We start from the raw sequence: 20,072 nt of genomic DNA, 5'->3' as shown, positions 1-20,072 counted from the left end.
GTGGTCCGTACCGTCCTTTCTTTAAAATTATGAGTAGTAATTTAATCTTTTGGTGGTATCAGTCCTTTCTGTTTTTTTCTTTTGATTTATTTTATGGTTAAATTATAACAGCCTATTTCGGATATGTCAATAATAAAAATAGAAAATTTTAAATAAAATATATTATAAACAGTTTTAAATGGTGATAAATCTTAAAAAATCTGAAAATTTTTAACAAAAGAAAACCAGATGAAAACTCAGAAAATAAAAAGCTTCATCTGGCTTTGCTGTTTCTATTTAGAAGATTACTCCACTTTTACTCGACTGTTAAATTTATCAAGAGCAAGAGCGACGAGGATTCCTATAATAATACATACTCCGTTGACCAGAGCTGTTCCAGGGGATGTAAATCCAGAAAACGGAATGATCATGACTGTAGCGGCAATGACAATACCGATGATTCCGTGAAAGGCGATGGAATAGTAATTGTCAAATAAGGCGTTCACCGCTTTTGCCAAGCAGATCACAGTTACCAGAGCTCCGATACCGCCGGGGATCAATATTCCCATATCGAAGTGTCCGATTCCGTCAATAAAAGGCGTATACAGACCCAGAGGCATGAGAAGGGTAGAAAAACTCATTCCCGGTGCGATTATGCTGAGGGCCAGGCAAAATCCACAGAAGAGATACCAGAAGAAATTTGGGGCAACTTCTATGGAAGTCATCTGAAGACCGATGAGCAGGGTAAAGATAACACACATACATACTGCCATAGAGATGTAAGAACCTTTGCTGCGTCCCTGTTCTCCTGCTTCGCGGAACAGAGAAGGAAGCATTCCTGTAATCAGTCCGATAAAAACACACACGGAAGGATCCGGATATTTTTCCAGGAAAAAGGACAGGATATTAGCCACTCCCAGAAAGCCGATGACTCCGCCGATAATAACGGGAATTAATTTGGGTACATGGGTTTTAAAGTTTTTAAAGGGATTGGATAAAAGTTCCATGATGGGCTTGTAGATACCAAAGATTACGCTTAAAACACCTCCAGAAATGCCGGGAAGTACAGCACCAAGCCCGATCAGCGCTCCCTGCAGTACACGAAAAATGAACTGTAGAGGAGTCATTTTGCTGTTTTGATTCTTATTCATATTTTACTGATCCTTTCTGAATTCTATTTCAAATTATTCCAGACCTTATTATTTATACTATCTTTTCTCCTGTTTTTCAAGTAAAAACAAATATATTCCTGTTTATTGCCTGGAAAAATAAATCATGATATACTACCCTCAGTGTAGGAGGCGTTTGGCCCCTTGTACACTGAGGATAACCAAGGAGCAGCCGACAGCCGCCAAAGGAATAGAAAGGTTCTTTTGTATACGGAGGGGACAGTTACATAGGAAAAGGAGACAAAAACATATGGAAATATTAGAGAGAAATGCACCCTGCTGGTGCGGCAGCGGAAAGAAATATAAAAAGTGCCATGAGGCTTTTGATGAAAAACTGAAGATGTATGAGAATAAAGGAGTGCTTATTCCTTCTCATGAGATCATTAAAACTCCGTCACAGATTGAGAAAATCAGAGAAAGTGCAAAAATCAATATAGCGGTACTGGATTATGTAGCTGAGCATATCCAGCCAGGGGTCACCACCCAGGAAATTGATGATTGGGTGTATAAGATCACCACAGAGGCAGGAGGAATCCCTGCGCCTCTGGATTATGAAGGCTATCCGAAGAGTGTGTGTACCTCCATTAATGACCAGGTGTGCCATGGAATACCCTCAGAAGATGTGACGCTCAAAGAGGGAGATATTGTAAACGTAGATGTATCTACGATATTGGACGGTTATTTTTCAGATTCTTCCCGTATGTTCTGCATCGGGGATGTGGGAACGGAGAAACAGCGTCTGGTGGATGTGACCAAGGAGTGTGTGGAAAAAGGACTGGAGCAGGTAAAGCCCTGGGGATTTCTGGGAGATATGAGTCAGGCTGTCTATGACCATGCTCACGCTAATGGCTATTCTGTAGTCCGGGAGATCGGAGGACACGGAATAGGTCTGGAATTCCATGAAGATCCCTGGGTAGGATATATTGGAAAGGCAGGTACGGGCATGCTTTTGGCTCCCGGCATGATCTTTACTATTGAGCCTATGATCAATATGGGAGGCCATGAGATTTTTGTAGACGACAGCGACGGCTGGACAGTGTACACAGAAGACGGCAAACCTTCTGCCCAGTGGGAGATTATGGTACTGGTAACAGAAGATGGATACGAGGTTCTGGCTTATTAATGAAAACCCTGGAACTGATTTTAGATGAAGACACTGCTTTTCAGCCTCTGGACTATGTGCTGAAAAAGCATCTGGGGCTGACAAAAAGACAGATCAGTCAGGCAAAATTCCGGGAAAAAGGAATCTGCATAAACGGAGAGAAACAGCGGATTTCATATGTGGGAAGGCCTGGAGAAATTTTGACAGTATGTCTGGAGGAGCAGGAGACAGACTGTGGAAAAGTGATGCCTCTGGATGGGGAGCTGGAAATCCTTTATGAGGATGAGGACATTCTGGCAGTAAATAAGCCTCCGGGAATAGCCTGTCATCCGGGGCGGGGACACTATAGGGATTCCCTAGGGAACCTGGCGGCAGGTCTTTTTGAAAAAAGAGGAGAGCCCCGGCCTGTAAGGATTATAGGGCGGCTGGACAGAGATACCTCCGGAGTGGTGATACTGGCCAAGAATCAGACTGCCGGGGCAAGACTGGGAGAGCAGAAGGAAAAAGGAATTTTCCAGAAGGAGTATCTGGGAATTGTCAAAGGACGGCTGGAAAATCACGAGGGAAGAATCCAGGAGCCCATAGGAAAAATCCCTGGGGAAAAAATGAAAATGCAGGTGGATGCCAGGGGAAAAAGGGCAGACACCCGTTATGAAGTACGGGAGTTCCTGGACAATGCTACAGTAACTGCCTGGGAAATTTATACAGGAAGAACCCATCAGATCCGGGTGCATATGGCCTGGCTGGGGCATCCTCTTCTGGGAGATATGCTCTACGGAGATGGGGAAAATCCTTATTTTTCAGGCCTGGCGCTCCATTGCCGGAGAGCAGTATTCTGCCAGCCCTTTACCGGGGAGAAGATAGAAGTCCTGGCATCTCCACACCATTGGGGCAGGATTGAAAACCCAAAAAGGAGTCTCTGAATTGAAGAAGGATGTAAAGAAACTGGTGGAGCTTCAGATTAACGGAGAAAATATCCAGATAGAGAAAAAGAAAATAAAAAATATGTATCTGCGTATTTCACCAGCCAACGGAGAAATACGGGTTTCCGCCCCTGAGAGGATGTCTGTAAAAACTGTGGAAGGGTTTGTCAGAGAAAAATGGAACTGGATTATGGATACCAGAAAAAAACTGGAGAAAAACAGGGCTGCCTGGGCTGAGGAGGAGCTTTCTGAGGAAGAGCGGAAGCGGCAGAAGGAACTATACAGAAAGCAGCTTGCGGAAATACTTCCTGAAGTAATCCGGAAGTGTGAACAGATTACAGGACTTCACGCCAGAGAATGGCGGCTGAGAGATATGAAAACCCGGTGGGGAAGCTGCAATACAGTAAAGAAAAGGATATGGCTGAACATTCAGCTGGCAGCCTGTCCAAGAGAATGTCTGGAATATGTGGTGACCCATGAGCTGGTCCATTTACTGGTGCCAGGACATGGAAAGGAGTTCTGGGCATATATGGACCGTTTTTTTCCTGACTGGAAAAGGGTAAGAAGAGAACTGAATGGAAGATAGACGCAGTGGCAAAAAAGGCTTTGCTTTAATTAGGATAGGAAAGAAATATGGAAAGACAGGAGATGAGAGAATGAGTAACGCAATTGTAACATTGAAAAAGGGTGAGGGAAGAGCGTTGAAAGCAGGGGGCCCCTGGATTTATGACAATGAGATTGAGAGCATTATGGGAAGCTTTGAAAATGGAGATATTGTGCTGGTCCATGACTTTGATGGCTTTCCTATGGGAAAAGGATTTATTAACATGAATTCCAAAATCCGCATCCGGATGATGACAAGAAGAACAGATGTGGAGATTGACAGAGAGTTTCTGAAAACACGGGTGAAAGATGCCTGGGAGTATAGGAAAAAGACCGTAGATACCAGCAGCTGCAGGATTATTTTTGGAGAGGCAGATTTTCTTCCCGGCCTTGTAGTGGACAAGTTTTCTCAGGTACTGGTGGTCCAGTCCCTTGCCCTTGGCATTGACCGGATGAAGGAGACCATTGTAGAAGTCTTAAAAGAAGTACTGGCAGAAGACGGAATACAGATTCAGGGAGTTTACGAGCGGAGCGATGCCAAGGTCAGGGCCCAGGAAGGGATGGAACGTGTAAAGGGATTTATCGGAGAGCCTTTCGATACTCTGGTGGAGATCGAGGAAAACGGAGTAAAATATCAGGTGGATGTTAAAGATGGTCAGAAAACCGGATTTTTCCTGGACCAGAAATATAACCGTCTGGCAATCCAGAAGCTCTGCAAAGGTGCCAGAGTCCTGGACTGCTTTACTCATACAGGTTCCTTTGCCCTGAATGCGGGAATTGCCGGAGCTGCAGAAGTGACAGGAGTAGATGCCTCTGAACTGGCAGTTCATCAGGCGGGAGAAAATGCAAAGCTCAATGGATTGGAAGACAGGGTGAAATTTATCTGTGAAGATGTTTTTGAGCTTCTTCCTGAGCTGGAGAAAAAGGGAGAGAAATATGATATGGTGATCCTGGACCCACCGGCCTTTACCAAGTCCAGGAATTCTATCAAAAATGCAGTACGGGGATACCGGGAGATCAATCTGCGGGCTATGAAGCTGGTGAAGGACAGAGGATTCCTGGCCACCTGTTCCTGCTCCCATTTCATGGATTATGAGCTGTTTACCCAGACCATCGGTCAGGCAGCCAGAAATGCCCATAAGCGTCTGCGCCAGGTAGAGTTCAGGACCCAGGCAGCGGATCATCCGATTTTGTGGGGAGCGGGGGATTCTTACTATCTGAAGTTTTATATTTTCCAGGTGTGTGAGGAGTAGCACAAGGAATTTTGAAGAAGCTGTAAAATTGTCAGTATTGAGGATATTCATTTTCTCACAAAAATTATTGACTTTTTCTGACATAGATGTTATGTTTTAAGTGCTTATATGACTGACGGAAGTGGAAATGACCACGGGGAGTATAAGCGAGAGAAGCCGACCGTCTGGGCAGAATGCTCGGATAGTGGGCTTTTTTCATTGTTATAGTTATTATATATCTGTAAAGGAGAGAAATTCATGAAGATGCTGTCATTGTCAGAAGAACTGAAAAATAATGCATACCCGGGAAGAGGTATCGTGCTGGGGAAGACCCCGGATGGAAAGAAAGCTGTGGCTGCTTATTTTATTATGGGAAGAAGCGCCAACAGCAGAAACCGTGTGTTTGTAGAGGATGGAGAAGGTATCCGTACCCAGGCTTTTGACCCTTCAAAAATGGAAGACCCCAGCCTGATCATTTACGCTCCTGTTCGTGTACTTGGGAATAAAACAATTGTTACAAACGGTGACCAGACAGATACTATTTACGAGGGTATGGACAAGCAGATGACATTTGAGCAGTCTTTAAGGAGCCGTGAATTTGAGCCTGACGGACCAAACTACACCCCTAGAATTTCAGGAATTATGCATATTGAAAACGGACATTATAATTATGCTATGTCTATTTTAAAAAGCAATAATGGGGATCCGAAATCTTGCTGCAGATTTACCTATGCTTATGAGAATCCGATAGACGGAGAAGGTCGTTTTATCCATACTTATATGCATGACGGCAATCCTCTGCCAAGCTTTGAAGGAGAGCCGAAAGCAGTGGGGATTTCCGGTGATATTGACGCCTTTACAAAGGAGGTCTGGGAGAGCCTGAATGAGGAAAATAAGGTGTCTCTGTTTGTTCGGTTTATTGACATTGAGACAGGAAAATATGAAACCAGGATCGTGAATAAAAATAATTAATATATCAGAGAAATACTCTGGACAGCAATAATGCAGATAATGGAAAGGAAGTTAGAATATGAAAGAATTAGCGCTGAAATACGGATGTAATCCAAACCAGAAACCATCTAAGATCTATATGGCAGACGGCTCTGACCTGCCTATCAAGGTTCTCAGCGGAAAGCCGGGATACATTAATTTCCTGGACGCTTTTAACGGCTGGCAGCTTGTAAGAGATTTAAAGAAAGCAACAGGACTTCCGGCAGCTACATCCTTTAAGCATGTGTCTCCGGCAGGCGCTGCTGTGGGACTGCCCCTTACAGAGACGCTGGCAAAAATCTACTGGGTTAATGATATGGACTGGAAAAACTTTTCACCTCTTGCCTGCGCTTATGCAAGGGCCAGAGGGGCTGACCGTATGTCTTCTTTTGGAGATTTTATCGCTCTTTCTGACGTGTGCGACAGAGATACGGCTATGCTGATCAAGAGAGAGGTTTCTGACGGCGTCATCGCTCCGGGATATACCCAGGATGCACTGGATATTCTTGCTCTAAAGAAAAAGGGCAATTACAATGTCATTGAGATTGATCCGGATTTTGTACCGGCACCTCTGGAACATAAGGAAGTTTACGGCGTTACTTTTGAACAGGGACGTCAGGAACTGGCTATTGACGATGCGCTGATTTCTAACATTGTCACAGAGAACAAAGAGCTGACAGAAGAAGCCAGGAGGGATATGAAGATTTCTCTGATCATCCTGAAATATACCCAGTCCAATTCTGTATGCTATGTAAAAGACGGCCAGGCAATTGGCGTAGGAGCAGGACAGCAGTCTCGTGTACACTGTACACGTCTGGCAGGACAGAAGGCAGATAACTGGTGGCTGAGACAGTGCCCGAAGGTATTGGAACTGCCTTTTAAAGATACCATCAGCCGTGCTGAGAGGGATAATGCCATTGATGTGTATATCGGCGAGGAGTATATGGATGTACTGGCTGACGGTCAGTGGGAGAAAACCTTTACAGAGAAGCCAGAGGTATTTACAAGAGAAGAAAAGAGAGCATGGCTGGATAAGATGACAGAGGTTACTCTGGGTTCTGACGCTTTCTTCCCCTTCTCAGACAATATTGAGAGAGCGCATAAGAGCGGGGTTAAATATGTGGCGGAACCAGGTGGTTCTGTTCGTGATGATGCAGTGATTGAAACCTGCAATAAATATGATATGGTAATGGCGTTCACCGGAATACGTCTGTTCCATCACTAAAAATCATTGGGGGGTTTTTAGGAAAGTAAAAGGCCATTTCTGACAAGAAATATCCAGATAAATTGTCAATTTTTTCATGGAAAATGTCAGGAAATTTACTTGAAGTATGGAAAAGCGGGGATTATAATTAGGCTATCATTACGACTAGAGAATTGGTGAGACTGTCCGGGAAAAAGGGCGGTCTCACAAAACAGGAGGTATGGATTATGGAAGGCAAAATGAAAGTGGCGGTAATGACCGACATTCAGAAGATCGAATTTGAAGAGAGGCCAATTCCGGTGCCGAAGGATGATGAAGTGCTGGTAAAACTGGATTATGTGGGAATCTGCGGTTCCGATCTTCATTACTATGAAACAGGGGCTATTGGGGATTTTGTTGTGGAGCCGCCTTTTGTTCTGGGCCATGAGCCTGGAGGAGTGGTAGTGGAAGTAGGTAAAGATGTAAAGCATCTTCAGGTTGGCGACAGAGTTGCTCTGGAACCGGGAAAAACCTGCGGACATTGTGAATTCTGCAAAGAGGGCAAGTATAATCTCTGCCCTGATGTAGTCTTTTTCGCAACGCCTCCGGTGGATGGTGTGTTTCAGGAGTATGTTGCTCATGAGGCAGCGTTGTGCTTTAAACTTCCAGACAACGTAAGCACCCTGGAGGGCGCTCTTATAGAGCCTCTGGCTGTAGGATTTCATGCAGCTATTCAGGGAGATGCGCATCTGGGGCAGAAGGCTGTAGTTATGGGTGCCGGCTGTATCGGCCTTGTGTCTATGATGGCCCTGAAAGCCAGAGGAGTCAGCGAAGTTTATGTGGTAGATGTGATGGATAAACGTCTGGACAAGGCTATGGAACTGGGAGCAACCGGTGTTATCAATGGAATGAAAGAAGATGTTGCAGCAAAAGTCCGGAAGCTTACAGATGGAAAAGGAACAGATTTGGTCATTGAGACTGCTGGTTCTGAAATCACTTCCAGACAGGCAATCGAGATTGCGAAAAATGGTTCTACCATAGTATTTGTAGGTTACAGCAAGAGCGGAGAAGTTACTCTGCCTATGAGTGTTGCATTGAATAAGGAGCTGACTTTTAAGACTGTATTCCGTTATAGAAATATTTATCCTATGGCAATCCAGGCAGTGGCTGATGGAAAGGTAAATCTGAAAGGTATTGTTACAAAGGAATATCCTCTGGATCAGGCAGATATTGCCATGGATGAATCCATTAAGAATAAGGCAGATATTGTGAAGGCTGTTATCAGAATTCACGACTGAGCTGTAAATTAAAGAGAAGTTACATAAGGAGAGCAGGCATTTTTTCTGGATTTCAGAAAAGATGTCTGCCTTTTTATGCCTTAAAAGCAGAGCTTCAGCAGTGGAATACACGGGGCAGATTGCTGCAGGAGGCTATGTAAAGTTTCGGATTCTGCATTGACAATGCCTCTCAGTTTGGTATACTTTGAAAGTGGCAGAGGATATTCTCTGCCGGATATTATACAGAAAGATAGGAGAATGAGATATGAGCATCAGAATCGGAATTTTAGGATACGGGAATCTGGGCAGAGGCGTAGAGTGTGCGATTAAGCATAACCCGGATTTAGAACTGAAAGCAGTTTTTACACGGAGAGACCCTGCTTCTGTAAAAATTCTTACAGAGACGGCAAAGGTTTATCATGTAGACGAGGCTGTTAATATGAAAGATGACATTGACGTGATGATCCTCTGTGGAGGAAGTGCTACAGACCTTCCTGTACAGACTCCTGAATTTGCGAAATATTTTAATGTAGTGGACAGTTTTGATACCCATGCAAAAATCCCGGAGCATTTTGAAGCAGTAGATAAGGCTGCAAAGGAAAGTGGAAAAACAGCTCTGATTTCTGCAGGATGGGACCCAGGAATGTTTTCATTGAACCGCCTGTATGCCAACGCTATCATGCCTACTGGAAAGGACTATACTTTCTGGGGTAAAGGAGTAAGCCAGGGGCATTCTGACGCAGTCAGAAGGATCGAAGGCGTTATCGACGCCAGACAGTATACCATTCCTGTGGAAAAAGCATTGGAAGCTGTAAGAAACGGTGAGAATCCGGAACTGACTACAAGAGAAAAACATACCAGAGAGGTATTTGTGGTAGCAAAAGAAGGGGCTGACAAGGCAAGAATTGAGAATGAGATCAAGACTATGCCAAATTATTTTGATGAGTATGATACCACTGTACACTTTATTTCAGAAGAGGAAATGAAGAGAGACCATGCAGGACTTCCTCACGGAGGATTTGTGATCCGTACAGGAAAGACAGGATGGGATGACGAGCATAATCATGTCATCGAGTACAGCCTGAAACTGGATTCCAATCCGGAATTCACATCTTCTGTTATTGCTGCTTATGCAAGGGCTGTATATCGCCTGAATAAAGAAGGACAGACAGGCTGCAAGACAGTATTTGATATTGCACCAGTATATTTAAGTGCGCAGTCCCCTGAGGAACTTCGCGCCCATATGCTTTAAGAGAAGGTTATGAAGAAAAATGTGAATTCGAAAATAGACCCCAAAAGAGAAGTAAAAAGGCTTATCTTTGGTCTTATAAGCGCAGCGATCATGGCTGTGAATATTAAAACTTTTGTACAGGCCGGCGGCTTATATCCGGGAGGATTTAACGGAGTCACCAGACTGATTCAGACAGTTTTTGACCAGTTTTTGGGAATCCCTCTTCCTTTTGCTCCGGTGAGTCTGCTTTTGAATGCAGTTCCGGCGATTATAGGCTTTAAGGCGATAGGAAAGAAATTTACCTTAAATACCAGTCTGATTATTGTAGTAACCAGTGTTTTGACAGATATTGTGCCTTCAGTTCCAATCACTCAGGATATTTTGCTGATCAGTATCTTTGGCGGACTGATAAATGGAGCTGCCATCAGCCTGGCGCTGATAGGAGGAACCTCTACAGGCGGGACAGATTTTATTGCTGTATATTTTGCAGAGAAAAAGAATAAGGACGTGTGGAATTATATCCTTATGGGAAATGGAGTAGTTCTGCTTCTGGCGGGTATGCTTTTTGGATGGGACAAGGCTCTTTACTCCATTATTTTCCAGTTTACTTCTACTCAGACCATCCATCTGCTGTATCAGGCCTACAATAAAGTAACACTGTTTATAGTTACGGATAGTCCCAAAGCAGTATACGATGCCATTTATGAAGTGACCAATCACAGTGCTACGGAATTTTCTGCCACGGGTATGTATTCCAATGAAGGAAGAAAAATGATCTACTCCGTAGTTTCCAGTACAGAGGCAAAGGTGCTTATAAGAAAGGTCATGCTGGCAGACCCCCATGCATTTGTAAATGTAGTAAAGACAGATATACTTATGGGACGGTTTTACCAGAAAGAAAACTATTAGCAGGGCCGGGACAGGAGAGGATTTCCTGTTTGTGACGGTTATAACCAGGTTTGTAGGGAACTGCTAGGAAAAAGAAACCACCAGTTTTGATGGAAAATTCTCAAAGAGAAGGCCATCAAAACTGGTGGTTTGCTTATTTATGGCAATGTGAAAAGTATGGGGACTATTGCTTATTTCCCATTAAAGCAGTAAGTACATACCTTACATGGCTCTATGCCGATAGAAGCCAGCAGGTCGTCCAGACGGTGGAAGTGAAGAGTTGTAAAGTTCAGTTCTTTTTCAATATCTTCCAGCATCTCTTTGTAATTCTGGGAATCCGGATCTGCATAGGTATCCAGAACCTCCCGGCTGACATTGTCTCCTTCCCTTTTGGCAATGATCCGTCTGGTGATCAGATCCATCTCGGATTTAGAACGAGAGAAATTCAGGAAGGGACAGCCAAAGAGCAGAGGCGGGCAGGCCGGACGGATGTGGACTTCCTTGGCTCCGCTGTTATATAAAAATTCTGTAGTTTCCCGAAGCTGTGTTCCACGGACAATGGAGTCGTCGATGAGCAGCAGGCTCTTGTTTTTGATCAGAGCTTCTACAGGAATCAGCTTCATTCTGGCGATCAGGTTCCTCTGTTCCTGTCTGGAAGGCATGAAGGAACGGGGCCAGGTTGGTGTATATTTGATAAATGGGCGGGAGAATGGGATTCCGGATTCATTGGCATAGCCAATGGCATGGGCGGTTCCAGAGTCCGGTACGCCGGCTACCAGGTCAGGCTTTACATGTTCTCTCAGGGAATCTCTCTGAGCCAGTCTCTTTCCACATTCATAGCGCATGTTTTCTACATTTACCCCCTCATAGGTAGAGGTAGGATAGCCGTAATATACCCACAGGAAAGAACAGATTTTCATTTCATTTAAGGGTTCTGAGAGTGTCTGCACAGACTCAGGGGTAAGAAAGACAATCTCACCGGGACCTAATTCCCTTAAGGTCTCATATCCCAGATTCAGATAAGCAAAACTCTCAAAAGAGGCACAGTGGGCACCATCTTTTTCTCCAATGACCAGAGGGGTGCGTCCCATACGATCTCTGGCTGCATAGATTCCTTCAGGAGTCAGAACCAGCAGGGTTAAAGAACCCTCTACTTTTTCCTGAGCATAGCGGATTCCCTCGGTGATACTGGCCTGCTGATTGATGAGAGAGGCTACCATCTCTGTAGGGTTGATGCTTCCGCCGCTCATCTCCAGAAAATGTGTACAGCCGTTTTTATAAGACAAATCTACCAGCTCGTCCATGTTGTTGATCTTTCCTACTGTGGTAATAGCAAAGCTGCCTAAATGGGACTGTACCAGGAGGGGCTGGGGTTCTGTATCTGAGATACAGCCAATACCTGAGTTGCCTTCCAGTTCATCCAGGTCTCCGTCAAATTTTGTACGGAACGGGGTATTCTCGATATTGTGAATGGAGCGGGAGAAGCCGTCTTTGCCGTATACGGCCATACCGCCTCTTCTGGTGCCTAAATGAGAATGATAGTCAGTTCCGAAAAATAAGTCCAAAGTACAGCTGGACTTTGATGTTACTCCAAAAATTCCACCCATGGTTGTTCTCCTTTTCTACTACAGATTTAAAGCAGCAGTACAACGGCTGGGGAAACCAGAGTTACGGTCTGGCCAATGGCGCCGGGAAAACTGCTGCGATTAAAGTCTACCCCTTATTATATACAGGAATTTCCGGATTCGTAAAGACGTTTATGAAAAGTTTTTTCCTTCGCAACAGAGAAAAAATAGTGTATAATGGGGAAAAAGCTGTGCAAACAGACAATGAAAAAGGAGAAAAGAATGAAATTTATTTCGTGGAATGTAAACGGGCTCCGTGCCTGTGTGCAGAAGGGATTTATTGAATATTTTCAGGAGGCGGATGCAGATTTCTTCTGCCTCCAGGAGACAAAGCTTCAGGAAGGACAGATTGATTTTGCTCCGGAAGGATACCACTGTTACTGGAATTATGCAGTGCGGAAAGGGTATTCCGGAACGGCCATTTTTACCAAAAAGGAGCCTGTGTCGGTCACTTATGGTATTGGAATAGAGGAGCATGACCAGGAGGGGCGTGTGATCACTCTGGAATATCCGGATTTCTATATGGTTACGGTATATACTCCAAATTCCCAGAACGAGCTGGCAAGACTGGACTACCGGATGAAGTGGGAAGACGACTTCAGGGCATATTTAAAAGGGCTGGATGAGAAAAAGCCCGTGGTCATGTGCGGAGACCTGAATGTGGCTCATAAAGAGATTGACTTGAAAAATCCTAAAACTAATCGTCACAATGCAGGATTTACAGACGAGGAGAGAGGAAAATTCACAGAATTTCTGGAGGCTGGATTTACAGATACTTTCCGGTATTTTTACCCGGAAGAGACCGGGATCTATTCCTGGTGGTCCTATCGGTTTAAGGCCAGGGAGAAAAATGCAGGGTGGCGTATTGATTATTTCTGTGTGTCCAAAAGACTGGAGGAAAAGCTGATCTCAGCGGGGATCCATACGGAGATTTTCGGCTCAGACCACTGCCCGGTAGAGGTACAGATTGATTTAAAGGGAGAATAGACAGCCGGCAGAGAACCGGAAGACAATGGAAAAGCCATATGGGAATTCAAGACGAGACGAGGTAAAAGCAGATGGAAGAGAAGATAAAACTGACCCAGTATTCCAAAAGCGCCGGATGTGCGGCAAAACTGGAGCCTAAGATCCTGCAGGAAGTAGTGGGAAAATTGCCGAAATTTCAGGATGAAAACCTGTTGGTGGGAGTGGAAACTTCAGATGACGGAGCTGTGTACAAAATTTCGGAGGACCTGGCTATGATACAGACCCTGGACTTTTTTCCCCCTATGGCAGACGATCCCTATGTATTCGGTCAGATTGCGGCAGCCAATGCCCTCAGCGATATCTATGCTATGGGAGGGGATCCCAGACTGGCTCTGAATATTGTGGCCTATCCAAACTGTCTGGGCAGCGAAGTCCTGGGCGAAATCCTGGCAGGAGGAGCTGACAAAGTAAAAGAAGCGGGAGCTGTTCTGGCAGGGGGTCATTCAATTAATGACGAGGAACCCAAGTATGGCATGAGTGTCACTGGATTTGTTCATCCGGACAGAATCTGGAAAAACGCTGGAGCTCAGCCGGGAGACCTGCTGATCCTTACCAAAGCCTTAGGAGCAGGTATCCTGAATACTGCTGTGAAGGCAGACCTGGCCTCACCGGAAGAGAAAAAAGCAGTACAGGAAAGTATGACATATCTGAATAAGACAGCTATGGAAGTTTTTCGCCAGTTTCCCATTCACTGCTGTACAGATGTGACCGGTTTTTCCTTGGCAGGCCATGGCCTGGAGATTGCCAAAGCCAGCCAGGTGAGCCTGGAGATTTTTACAGATAAGCTGCCCCTATTGCCTGGAGCTTTGGATTACGCTTCCATGGGGCTGGTGCCGGAAGGAACTTATCGAAATAAAGCCTATCAGAAAGAAGAGACTTTTCTTGAACCGGAGATTTCCGAAGCTATGGAAGATCTGCTTTTCGACCCCCAGACCTCCGGCGGGCTTCTTGCCGCTGTGGCTTTTGAAGATGGAGAGAAACTTCTGGAAGCTTTGAAAGAAGGGGGGCTTGTGACTCCGGCGGCAGTTATCGGCAGGGTGGAAGAAAGAAAAGAACATTTTATTTACTTCAGGAGAAAGAAATGATTTATCTGGATAATGCAGCCACAACTTTATATAAGCCAGAGACAGTGCGAAGGGCAGTTTATGAGGCTATGGGGACGGTGGGAAACAGTGGAAGGGGAGCCTGGGGGCCTGCCCTTTCCGCTTCCAGGCTGGTATATTCTGTCCGGGAAAAAGCAGCAGAGTTTTTCGGAGCCTGGGGAGGTGAGTCGGTAGCTTTTACTTCTAACGCCACAGAGGCCCTGAATATTGCCATTGAGGGCCTGGTGAAAAAGGGAGATCATGTGATCACTACCCAGGCAGAGCACAATTCTGTGCTGCGGCCTTTGTACAGGAAAGAAAAAGAAGGAGCAGAACTGACCATACTTCCTGCTGACGAAAAAGGAAATTTTTCTCTGGCAGATATGGAAAAGGCGTTTCGCCAGAATACCACTGCGGTAATCTGTACCCACGCCTCCAATGTTACCGGAAATCTTTTCCCGGCAGAGGAGATTGGAAAACTGTGCAGGAGACACGGCCTTCTGTTTATCCTGGATGCTTCTCAAAGTGCAGGGGAGGCCTTTATTGATATGCAGAGCATGCATATCGATGTTTTGTGTTTTACCGGACATAAGGGACTCATGGGGCCCCAGGGTACCGGAGGGATCTGTGTGGACCCTCAGGTGAAGATCCCGCCCTTTAAAACTGGCGGCAGCGGGATCCTGTCTTTTGACCGGGAGCATCCGGACTGCATGCCTGAGGCTCTGGAAGCAGGGACTTTGAACATTCATGGTCTTGCAGGTCTGGGAGCAGCTTTTGATTATCTCAGGGAGACTGGATTGGAGAAAATCATAGAGCATGAGAAAAGGCTGGCAAAGCTTTTCTATGAAGAAGTAAAGGACATAGAAGGGGTGAAGGTCTATGGAGATTTTTCCACTGGAGAGAGGACCCCGGTAGTGTCTCTCAATGTGGCGGGATATGCTTCAAAAGAGGCAGGAGAGATTCTGGCCGGAGGATATCAGATTGCCACCAGGGCAGGCGTCCACTGCGCCCCTCTGATCCATGAGGCTCTGGGGACCAGGGAAAGAGGGACCCTGCGGTTTTCTTTTTCCTGGTTTAATACAGAGGAAGAAATCCATAAGGTAGCTCTGGCAGTAAGGGAGATTGGCCAAGAGTGGAAATACGAGGAGTGAGAAGCTGTGGAAAAAGTGATCTTTCATATTGATGTGAACAGTGCCTATTTATCCTGGGAGGCAGTGTACCGCCTCCGGGAACAGGGAGGGTCAGTAGATTTAAGGGAGATTCCCTGTGCTGTAGGTGGAGATAAATCTAAGAGACACGGGATCATTCTGGCAAAATCCCTGGCTGCCAAGGCTTGCGGTGTGCGTACAGGAGAGCCTCTTACCGAGGCTTTAAAGAAATGCCCCGGTCTTACAGTTGTGCCTGCTCATCATAGCCTGTATCGGCAGTATTCTAAAAAGTTCATGGATATTTTAAGAGAGTATACTCCAGACGTACAGCAGTACAGTATTGATGAGGCCTTTATGGATATGAGCGGAATGGAGAAGATCATCGGAGACCCGGTGGCTTTTGCCCACAAGCTGAAAAACAGGATCAGCCGGGAACTGGGATTTACAGTAAACGTAGGCGTCTCATCAAACAAATATCTGGCAAAGATGGCCTCGGATTTTGAAAAACCGGATAAGGTCCATACCTTGTTTCCGGAGGAAATCCCAACAAAGATGTGGCCTCTGCCGGTGTCTGATCTGATTTTTGTGGGACGTTCTACCCAGGAAGCTCTTCACAAACTGGGAATTTATACCATTGGCCAGCTTGCCGCTACAGATGTGGAGATCCTGCGCCACCATCTGAAAAAGCAGGGAGAGACTATATGGGAATTTGCCAACGGCAGAGATTCTTCATTAGTTGAGCCTGTGCCTGAGGGAAATAAAATGTACGGCAACAGTACCACAGTGGCCTTTGACATTACTGACGAGGATACGGCCAGAATGGTCCTCCTGTCTCTTAGCGAGACGGTAGCTTCCCGGCTTCGGGAGGATGGCCAGAAAGCCCAGATGGTATCTGTGTCTATCCGCAATACAGATATGAAGACTGTATCTCACCAGAAAGTCATGCCTGCGGCTACGGATATTACAGAAGAAATCTATGAGGCAGCCTGCCAGCTTTTTGAAGAGCTCTGGGATCAGAGTCCTATCCGGCTTCTGGGAGTACAGACGGGAAAGCTGTCTTCCGAGAGTCAGGGACGGCAGATGAGCCTTTTTGATAATACAGATTATGAAAAAATGGAACGGATGGACCAGGCAGTAGATAAAATCCGGAAAAAGTATGGAAAGAATGCTATTATGCGGGCTTCTTTTTTAGATAACAAAAAAGTGGACCATATGACAGGAGGGCATCCTGACGGAGGACAGGTAAACCTGAAGACTTTGAAAGAAAGAAAAAAATAGATGCTGTCCCATTCATCAAAATCGAGAATATTTATACATTTTATTGCTCAGTCTGCACAGCCTTGAGCCTATGGTCTTAAAGCTGTATTCGACAAATTTGCATAAAATGTATAAATATTCCTGAAATATGTTTAATGGGACATCCCCTCGTTTATCGCTGAGCGTAGAGCAGGCGCTTTACGTCGGGTACTGCTGAGAGGATTGGATAGAGGATCAGTGAAATGATCAGTCCGCTGACACCCTGAATGATGTTGGCAGGAATGCTGGCGGCTGCTCCTATTCCGTAGAGCACATATTCAAAGAGGAAATATCCTCCTGCCACTAAAACAATATCGATAATACCTCCCAGGACAACACCGGCGATCCGGCCTTTAGGGGATACGGCGGCTTTCCGGTATGCCAGGGCAGCCAGAAGGGCCACAAGACCTTTGACAAGGAAGGTTATGGGAACATAGGTGAGATACCCTCCCAGAAGGTCAGACATACAGGAACCGATGCCGGCAGCCAGAAATCCGTATACCGGCCCCAGAATGACGCCGGAAAGAATCACAATGGCATCGCCGGGGTGGATATAGCCTCCGGTTCCCGGGGTGGGAATACGGATGGACATGGTAGCAGCACATGTCAAAGCTGCAAAAAGAGCAGCCAGAATAATCTTTTTTGTCTGGTTTTTCATAGACAGTCACTCCTTTTCTTTTTGGTTTTCTATACTATAAAGGAAAACTGGCTATATTAAAATAGCCAGTTTTAAAAAGAATGACCAGTCCAGTTAAAAACTGCCCCATGAAACAGAAACTCAGGATAGTTCTATTTCATGGGGCAGCTGCGTAAAATGGCTCTTTTATTCCTGCGAGTAACGAGCCAAGCGGGCATGCTTGCATGTCCATTTGGCGACTACCGAAAAGTAAGGGAATCATTGGTCATAGAGTCAATGATAGCCAGTGACTCTACCCGGATACCCTGTTCACGAAGACGGTCTCCTCCGTGCTGAAATCCTTTTTCAATAACAATTCCGGCGCCTTCCAGAACAGCTCCGGAATTTTTTACAATGTCAATAAGTCCCATAAGGGCACAGCCATTAGCCAGAAAGTCGTCAATGATCAGTACATGGTCTTCCGGTCCCAGATATTTTTTTGAGAGAATTACGTCATAGACTTTTTTGTGGGTGAAGGATTCTACTTTCGTACAGTACATTTCCCCGTCCAGATTCAGGCTCTGAGCCTTTTTGGCAAAAACCACCGGAACGTTAAAATATTGTGCCACAATACAGGCAATGCCGATGCCGGAAGCCTCAATGGTGAGGATCTTGTTGATAGGAGCGTCTGCAAAGATCCGTTTAAACTCCTTTCCTAATTCGTTGATAAACGGAATGTCCATCTGGTGATTTAAAAAACTGTCTACCTTTAAAACATTTCCGGGCTTTACAACCCCGTCTTTTAGAATACGCTCTTTCAAAAGCTCCATCTTTTGATTCCTCCCTGTTTATGATAAATAATATCTTATCTGATATAACAATCGGATATGATTTCTATTATAATACGGCATAATGAAAAGCTTGGCAATTTATTTTTTCGATTTTTGTAAAAAAATAGCGGGAAATCTGGAAATATGGCGATTTTATGTTACAATAGTAGAAATTGGACTCATTAAGTCTATATACAGGAGGAAAACTATGGCAGAATATGAAGTGATCCGGGAGATGTTTAATCTCTGTCCCGGAAATCAGATGCGGGATATTTTTATAGAAGAAGTAGAACTTCCTGAGGGGGCAGATCTGGAGGCTTTTGTGAGAAACAAGTTTAAAGCAGAGGAAGAGCTGAAGATTGAGAGGACGGATAAAGAAGACGGATCCGTGGTCTTTGACGTGATGACGGCATCTATCCACCAGAGATATACTATTTCCAGGTTTTAGATAACGATTCTAAGCTGTGTGGCTGAATAGTTTACGATCCGTAAAACTTTTGCCCTTTGCTTTTTGGAATGGGTTTGCTATAATAAGAAAAGTGCCAGATTGGAGGAAAGACTATTGGAGAAACAGGAAAAAACACATACCCATATGCTGGATGATGGGAGAGTGCTAGAACACAGCCATGAGCCGGGGCATAGCCATTCTCATACCCATACGCACACAAAGGCTGTGCTGAACCGCCTTTCCCGTGCCATCGGGCATCTGGAATCCATACGCCGTATGGTGGAAGAGGGCAGGGACTGCAGCGAAGTTTTGATCCAGCTTTCCGCTGTGAAAGCTGCCATTAACAATACGGGGAAAGTAATCCTTCAGGACCATATCGAGCACTGCATCGTTGATGCGGTAGAGAGCGGAGATCATGAAGCTCTGGAGGAACTGAATAAAGCCATTGACCGTTTCATGAAATAAAATACCGGCCAGGGCGGAAAGGAAGAAACATGAGCGAAGAAAAGAAACAATGTGACAGTACAAGCTGCGACAAGGAGAGCTGCGCAGGATGCAGCCACGCAAAGGGAGGCGGGATTCCCAAGGAAAAATTAAATGAGCACTCCCACATAAAAAAGGTGATCGGAGTCATCAGCGGAAAGGGAGGCGTGGGAAAATCCTTTGTCACCGCTTCTCTTGCTAATGAGATGGCTTTTCAGGGCTATAAGGTAGGAATCATGGATGCAGATATCACCGGTCCTTCTATTCCCAGAATGTATGGGCTGAAGGGCTCTGCTGTGGCAGATGAAAGAGGAATTTATCCTATGATCACGGGAAATGATATTGAGGTTATGTCTGTAAATCTGTTATTGCCTCAGGAGGATGCCCCTGTGATCTGGAGAGGACCGATCCTGGCAAATATGGTAAAACAGTTCTGGACCGATGTGGTCTGGGGAGATCTGGACTATCTCTTTGTAGATATGCCTCCGGGAACCGGCGATGTGCCTCTTACCGTATTCCAGTCTCTTCCTATTGACGGAATTGTTATCGTATCTTCTCCTCAGGACCTGGTACAGATGATCGTTAAGAAAGCTTACAACATGGCGAAGATGATGAATGTACCCGTATTGGGCCTGGTGGAAAATTACAGCTATGTGAAATGTCCGGACTGCGGCAAAGAAATCTATGTATTTGGCGAGAGCAAGGTCGAAGAGGCTGCCAAAGAGGTGGAAGTACCGGTGATCGGCAAGATGCCTCTGGATCCGGAAATGGCTAAAGCTGTGGATGCAGGAGCCTTTGCGGCAGTATTGAACACATACCTGGGAGGCGCCGGAGAGTACCTTCCCCAGGTATAAAAATGGGGAAATAGTTACCAAAATTATAAAATATGGACCAGACTACACTTAGACAGGAGTGAGGTCTGGTCTTTTTATGCAAAAGAA

Annotated in this window: 20 protein-coding genes and 1 riboswitch; of the genes, 16 read left to right on the top strand and 4 right to left on the bottom strand. The window is 45.3% G+C overall.

The features are described from left to right. Positions 1-284: 284 nt before the first annotated feature. Positions 285-1,130, bottom strand: a complete 846-nt coding sequence (locus B5G00_RS03790) for a DUF368 domain-containing protein (RefSeq protein ID WP_087268740.1) — start codon at positions 1,128-1,130, stop codon at positions 285-287. Between the two features lie 268 nt (positions 1,131-1,398). Here B5G00_RS03790 and B5G00_RS03785 point away from each other — a divergent pair, with 268 nt between their 5' ends. From B5G00_RS03785 to B5G00_RS03745, 9 genes are all read left to right on the top strand, one after another. Next, positions 1,399-2,271 carry a methionyl aminopeptidase gene (locus tag B5G00_RS03785; protein WP_087268736.1) on the top strand — a complete coding sequence of 291 codons (873 nt, stop codon included), beginning with the start codon at positions 1,399-1,401 and terminating at the stop codon, positions 2,269-2,271. Further along, on the top strand, positions 2,271-3,173 hold the full coding sequence (locus tag B5G00_RS03780) for an RluA family pseudouridine synthase (protein WP_087268733.1): 903 nt from the start codon (positions 2,271-2,273) through the stop codon (positions 3,171-3,173). Before B5G00_RS03785 ends, B5G00_RS03780 begins: the two co-directional genes overlap by 1 nt. A gap of 1 nt (position 3,174) precedes the next feature. Further along, positions 3,175-3,759 (top strand): M48 family metallopeptidase, encoded by a 585-nt coding sequence (locus tag B5G00_RS03775; RefSeq protein WP_087268730.1) that lies wholly within the window; start codon positions 3,175-3,177, stop codon positions 3,757-3,759. A 70-nt stretch (positions 3,760-3,829) separates the two neighbouring features. Next, positions 3,830-5,029 carry a class I SAM-dependent rRNA methyltransferase gene (locus B5G00_RS03770; RefSeq protein ID WP_087269139.1) on the top strand — a complete coding sequence of 400 codons (1,200 nt, stop codon included), beginning with the start codon at positions 3,830-3,832 and terminating at the stop codon, positions 5,027-5,029. Positions 5,030-5,127: 98 nt separating this feature from the next. Next, positions 5,128-5,206: riboswitch (ZMP/ZTP riboswitch) on the top strand. Between the two features lie 60 nt (positions 5,207-5,266). Then, entirely contained in the window at positions 5,267-5,980 is a 714-nt protein-coding gene (locus tag B5G00_RS03765) for an IMP cyclohydrolase (RefSeq protein ID WP_087268727.1), read from the top strand. A 58-nt stretch (positions 5,981-6,038) separates the two neighbouring features. Beyond that, entirely contained in the window at positions 6,039-7,223 is a 1,185-nt protein-coding gene (locus tag B5G00_RS03760; protein WP_087268724.1) for a phosphoribosylaminoimidazolecarboxamide formyltransferase, read from the top strand. Positions 7,224-7,429: 206 nt separating this feature from the next. Continuing rightward, on the top strand, positions 7,430-8,479 hold the full coding sequence (locus tag B5G00_RS03755) for an NAD(P)-dependent alcohol dehydrogenase (protein WP_087268721.1): 1,050 nt from the start codon (positions 7,430-7,432) through the stop codon (positions 8,477-8,479). Between the two features lie 244 nt (positions 8,480-8,723). Next, positions 8,724-9,710 carry a diaminopimelate dehydrogenase gene (locus B5G00_RS03750; protein ID WP_087268718.1) on the top strand — a complete coding sequence of 329 codons (987 nt, stop codon included), beginning with the start codon at positions 8,724-8,726 and terminating at the stop codon, positions 9,708-9,710. 9 nt (positions 9,711-9,719) lie between these two features. Further along, the gene (locus B5G00_RS03745) at positions 9,720-10,598 is read left to right on the top strand and encodes a YitT family protein (RefSeq protein ID WP_087268716.1); all 879 of its coding nucleotides are present in this window, start codon (positions 9,720-9,722) and stop codon (positions 10,596-10,598) included. A 170-nt stretch (positions 10,599-10,768) separates the two neighbouring features. Here B5G00_RS03745 and B5G00_RS03740 read toward each other — a convergent pair whose 3' ends face one another. Then, on the bottom strand, positions 10,769-12,184 hold the full coding sequence (locus tag B5G00_RS03740) for an amidophosphoribosyltransferase (protein WP_087268713.1): 1,416 nt from the start codon (positions 12,182-12,184) through the stop codon (positions 10,769-10,771). Positions 12,185-12,424: 240 nt separating this feature from the next. On the opposite strand from B5G00_RS03740, the gene B5G00_RS03730 reads away from it, so the two are divergent. The 4 genes from B5G00_RS03730 to B5G00_RS03715 all read left to right on the top strand — a co-directional run bounded on the left by B5G00_RS03730 (position 12,425) and on the right by B5G00_RS03715 (position 16,736). Then, positions 12,425-13,189, top strand: a complete 765-nt coding sequence (locus B5G00_RS03730) for an exodeoxyribonuclease III (protein ID WP_087268708.1) — start codon at positions 12,425-12,427, stop codon at positions 13,187-13,189. Between the two features lie 71 nt (positions 13,190-13,260). Beyond that, on the top strand, positions 13,261-14,313 hold the full coding sequence (gene selD / locus B5G00_RS03725) for a selenide, water dikinase SelD (RefSeq protein ID WP_087268705.1): 1,053 nt from the start codon (positions 13,261-13,263) through the stop codon (positions 14,311-14,313). Continuing rightward, entirely contained in the window at positions 14,310-15,461 is a 1,152-nt protein-coding gene (locus B5G00_RS03720; protein ID WP_087268701.1) for an aminotransferase class V-fold PLP-dependent enzyme, read from the top strand. Before selD ends, B5G00_RS03720 begins: the two co-directional genes overlap by 4 nt. Before the next feature lie 6 nt (positions 15,462-15,467). Then, positions 15,468-16,736: a DNA polymerase Y family protein gene (locus B5G00_RS03715; RefSeq protein ID WP_087268699.1), complete on the top strand. Its 1,269-nt coding sequence runs from the start codon at positions 15,468-15,470 to the stop codon at positions 16,734-16,736. A gap of 151 nt (positions 16,737-16,887) precedes the next feature. Here the strand turns inward: B5G00_RS03715 and B5G00_RS03710 are convergent, their stop codons facing one another. Together B5G00_RS03710 and B5G00_RS03705 are read right to left on the bottom strand one after the other, a co-directional pair. Continuing rightward, positions 16,888-17,412 (bottom strand): ECF transporter S component, encoded by a 525-nt coding sequence (locus B5G00_RS03710; RefSeq protein ID WP_087268695.1) that lies wholly within the window; start codon positions 17,410-17,412, stop codon positions 16,888-16,890. 218 nt (positions 17,413-17,630) lie between these two features. Next, positions 17,631-18,200, bottom strand: a complete 570-nt coding sequence (locus B5G00_RS03705; protein ID WP_087268692.1) for a xanthine phosphoribosyltransferase — start codon at positions 18,198-18,200, stop codon at positions 17,631-17,633. A gap of 208 nt (positions 18,201-18,408) precedes the next feature. Here B5G00_RS03705 and B5G00_RS03700 point away from each other — a divergent pair, with 208 nt between their 5' ends. From B5G00_RS03700 to B5G00_RS03690, 3 genes are all read left to right on the top strand, one after another. Beyond that, the gene (locus tag B5G00_RS03700) at positions 18,409-18,648 is read left to right on the top strand and encodes a hypothetical protein (protein ID WP_087268689.1); all 240 of its coding nucleotides are present in this window, start codon (positions 18,409-18,411) and stop codon (positions 18,646-18,648) included. A 144-nt stretch (positions 18,649-18,792) separates the two neighbouring features. Then, a complete protein-coding gene (locus B5G00_RS03695; RefSeq protein WP_087269136.1) occupies positions 18,793-19,113 on the top strand; it encodes a metal-sensing transcriptional repressor in 321 nt (106 codons plus the stop codon). 29 nt (positions 19,114-19,142) lie between these two features. After that, the gene (locus B5G00_RS03690) at positions 19,143-19,985 is read left to right on the top strand and encodes an Mrp/NBP35 family ATP-binding protein (RefSeq protein ID WP_087268686.1); all 843 of its coding nucleotides are present in this window, start codon (positions 19,143-19,145) and stop codon (positions 19,983-19,985) included. Positions 19,986-20,072: the final 87 nt, after the last annotated feature.

The sequence above is a fragment of the Blautia sp. An46 genome, assembly GCF_002161645.1.
Classification (GTDB): domain Bacteria; phylum Bacillota; class Clostridia; order Lachnospirales; family Lachnospiraceae; genus Blautia; species Blautia ornithocaccae.
Note: the sequence above shows the minus strand (reverse complement) of the source record. Positions and strands in the feature narration are given on the sequence as shown.

Coding starts and splice junctions, on each gene's coding strand:
- B5G00_RS03790 (WP_087268740.1), bottom strand. CDS start 1,130: ATGAATAAGAATCAAAACAGCAAAATGACTCCTCTACAGTTCATTTTT.
- B5G00_RS03785 (WP_087268736.1), top strand. CDS start 1,399: ATGGAAATATTAGAGAGAAATGCACCCTGCTGGTGCGGCAGCGGAAAG.
- B5G00_RS03780 (WP_087268733.1), top strand. CDS start 2,271: ATGAAAACCCTGGAACTGATTTTAGATGAAGACACTGCTTTTCAGCCT.
- B5G00_RS03770 (WP_087269139.1), top strand. CDS start 3,830: ATGAGTAACGCAATTGTAACATTGAAAAAGGGTGAGGGAAGAGCGTTG.
- B5G00_RS03765 (WP_087268727.1), top strand. CDS start 5,267: ATGAAGATGCTGTCATTGTCAGAAGAACTGAAAAATAATGCATACCCG.
- B5G00_RS03760 (WP_087268724.1), top strand. CDS start 6,039: ATGAAAGAATTAGCGCTGAAATACGGATGTAATCCAAACCAGAAACCA.
- B5G00_RS03755 (WP_087268721.1), top strand. CDS start 7,430: ATGGAAGGCAAAATGAAAGTGGCGGTAATGACCGACATTCAGAAGATC.
- B5G00_RS03750 (WP_087268718.1), top strand. CDS start 8,724: ATGAGCATCAGAATCGGAATTTTAGGATACGGGAATCTGGGCAGAGGC.
- B5G00_RS03745 (WP_087268716.1), top strand. CDS start 9,720: ATGAAGAAAAATGTGAATTCGAAAATAGACCCCAAAAGAGAAGTAAAA.
- B5G00_RS03740 (WP_087268713.1), bottom strand. CDS start 12,184: ATGGGTGGAATTTTTGGAGTAACATCAAAGTCCAGCTGTACTTTGGAC.
- B5G00_RS03730 (WP_087268708.1), top strand. CDS start 12,425: ATGAAATTTATTTCGTGGAATGTAAACGGGCTCCGTGCCTGTGTGCAG.
- selD (WP_087268705.1), top strand. CDS start 13,261: ATGGAAGAGAAGATAAAACTGACCCAGTATTCCAAAAGCGCCGGATGT.
- B5G00_RS03720 (WP_087268701.1), top strand. CDS start 14,310: ATGATTTATCTGGATAATGCAGCCACAACTTTATATAAGCCAGAGACA.
- B5G00_RS03710 (WP_087268695.1), bottom strand. CDS start 17,412: ATGAAAAACCAGACAAAAAAGATTATTCTGGCTGCTCTTTTTGCAGCT.
- B5G00_RS03705 (WP_087268692.1), bottom strand. CDS start 18,200: ATGGAGCTTTTGAAAGAGCGTATTCTAAAAGACGGGGTTGTAAAGCCC.
- B5G00_RS03700 (WP_087268689.1), top strand. CDS start 18,409: ATGGCAGAATATGAAGTGATCCGGGAGATGTTTAATCTCTGTCCCGGA.
- B5G00_RS03695 (WP_087269136.1), top strand. CDS start 18,793: ATGCTGGATGATGGGAGAGTGCTAGAACACAGCCATGAGCCGGGGCAT.
- B5G00_RS03690 (WP_087268686.1), top strand. CDS start 19,143: ATGAGCGAAGAAAAGAAACAATGTGACAGTACAAGCTGCGACAAGGAG.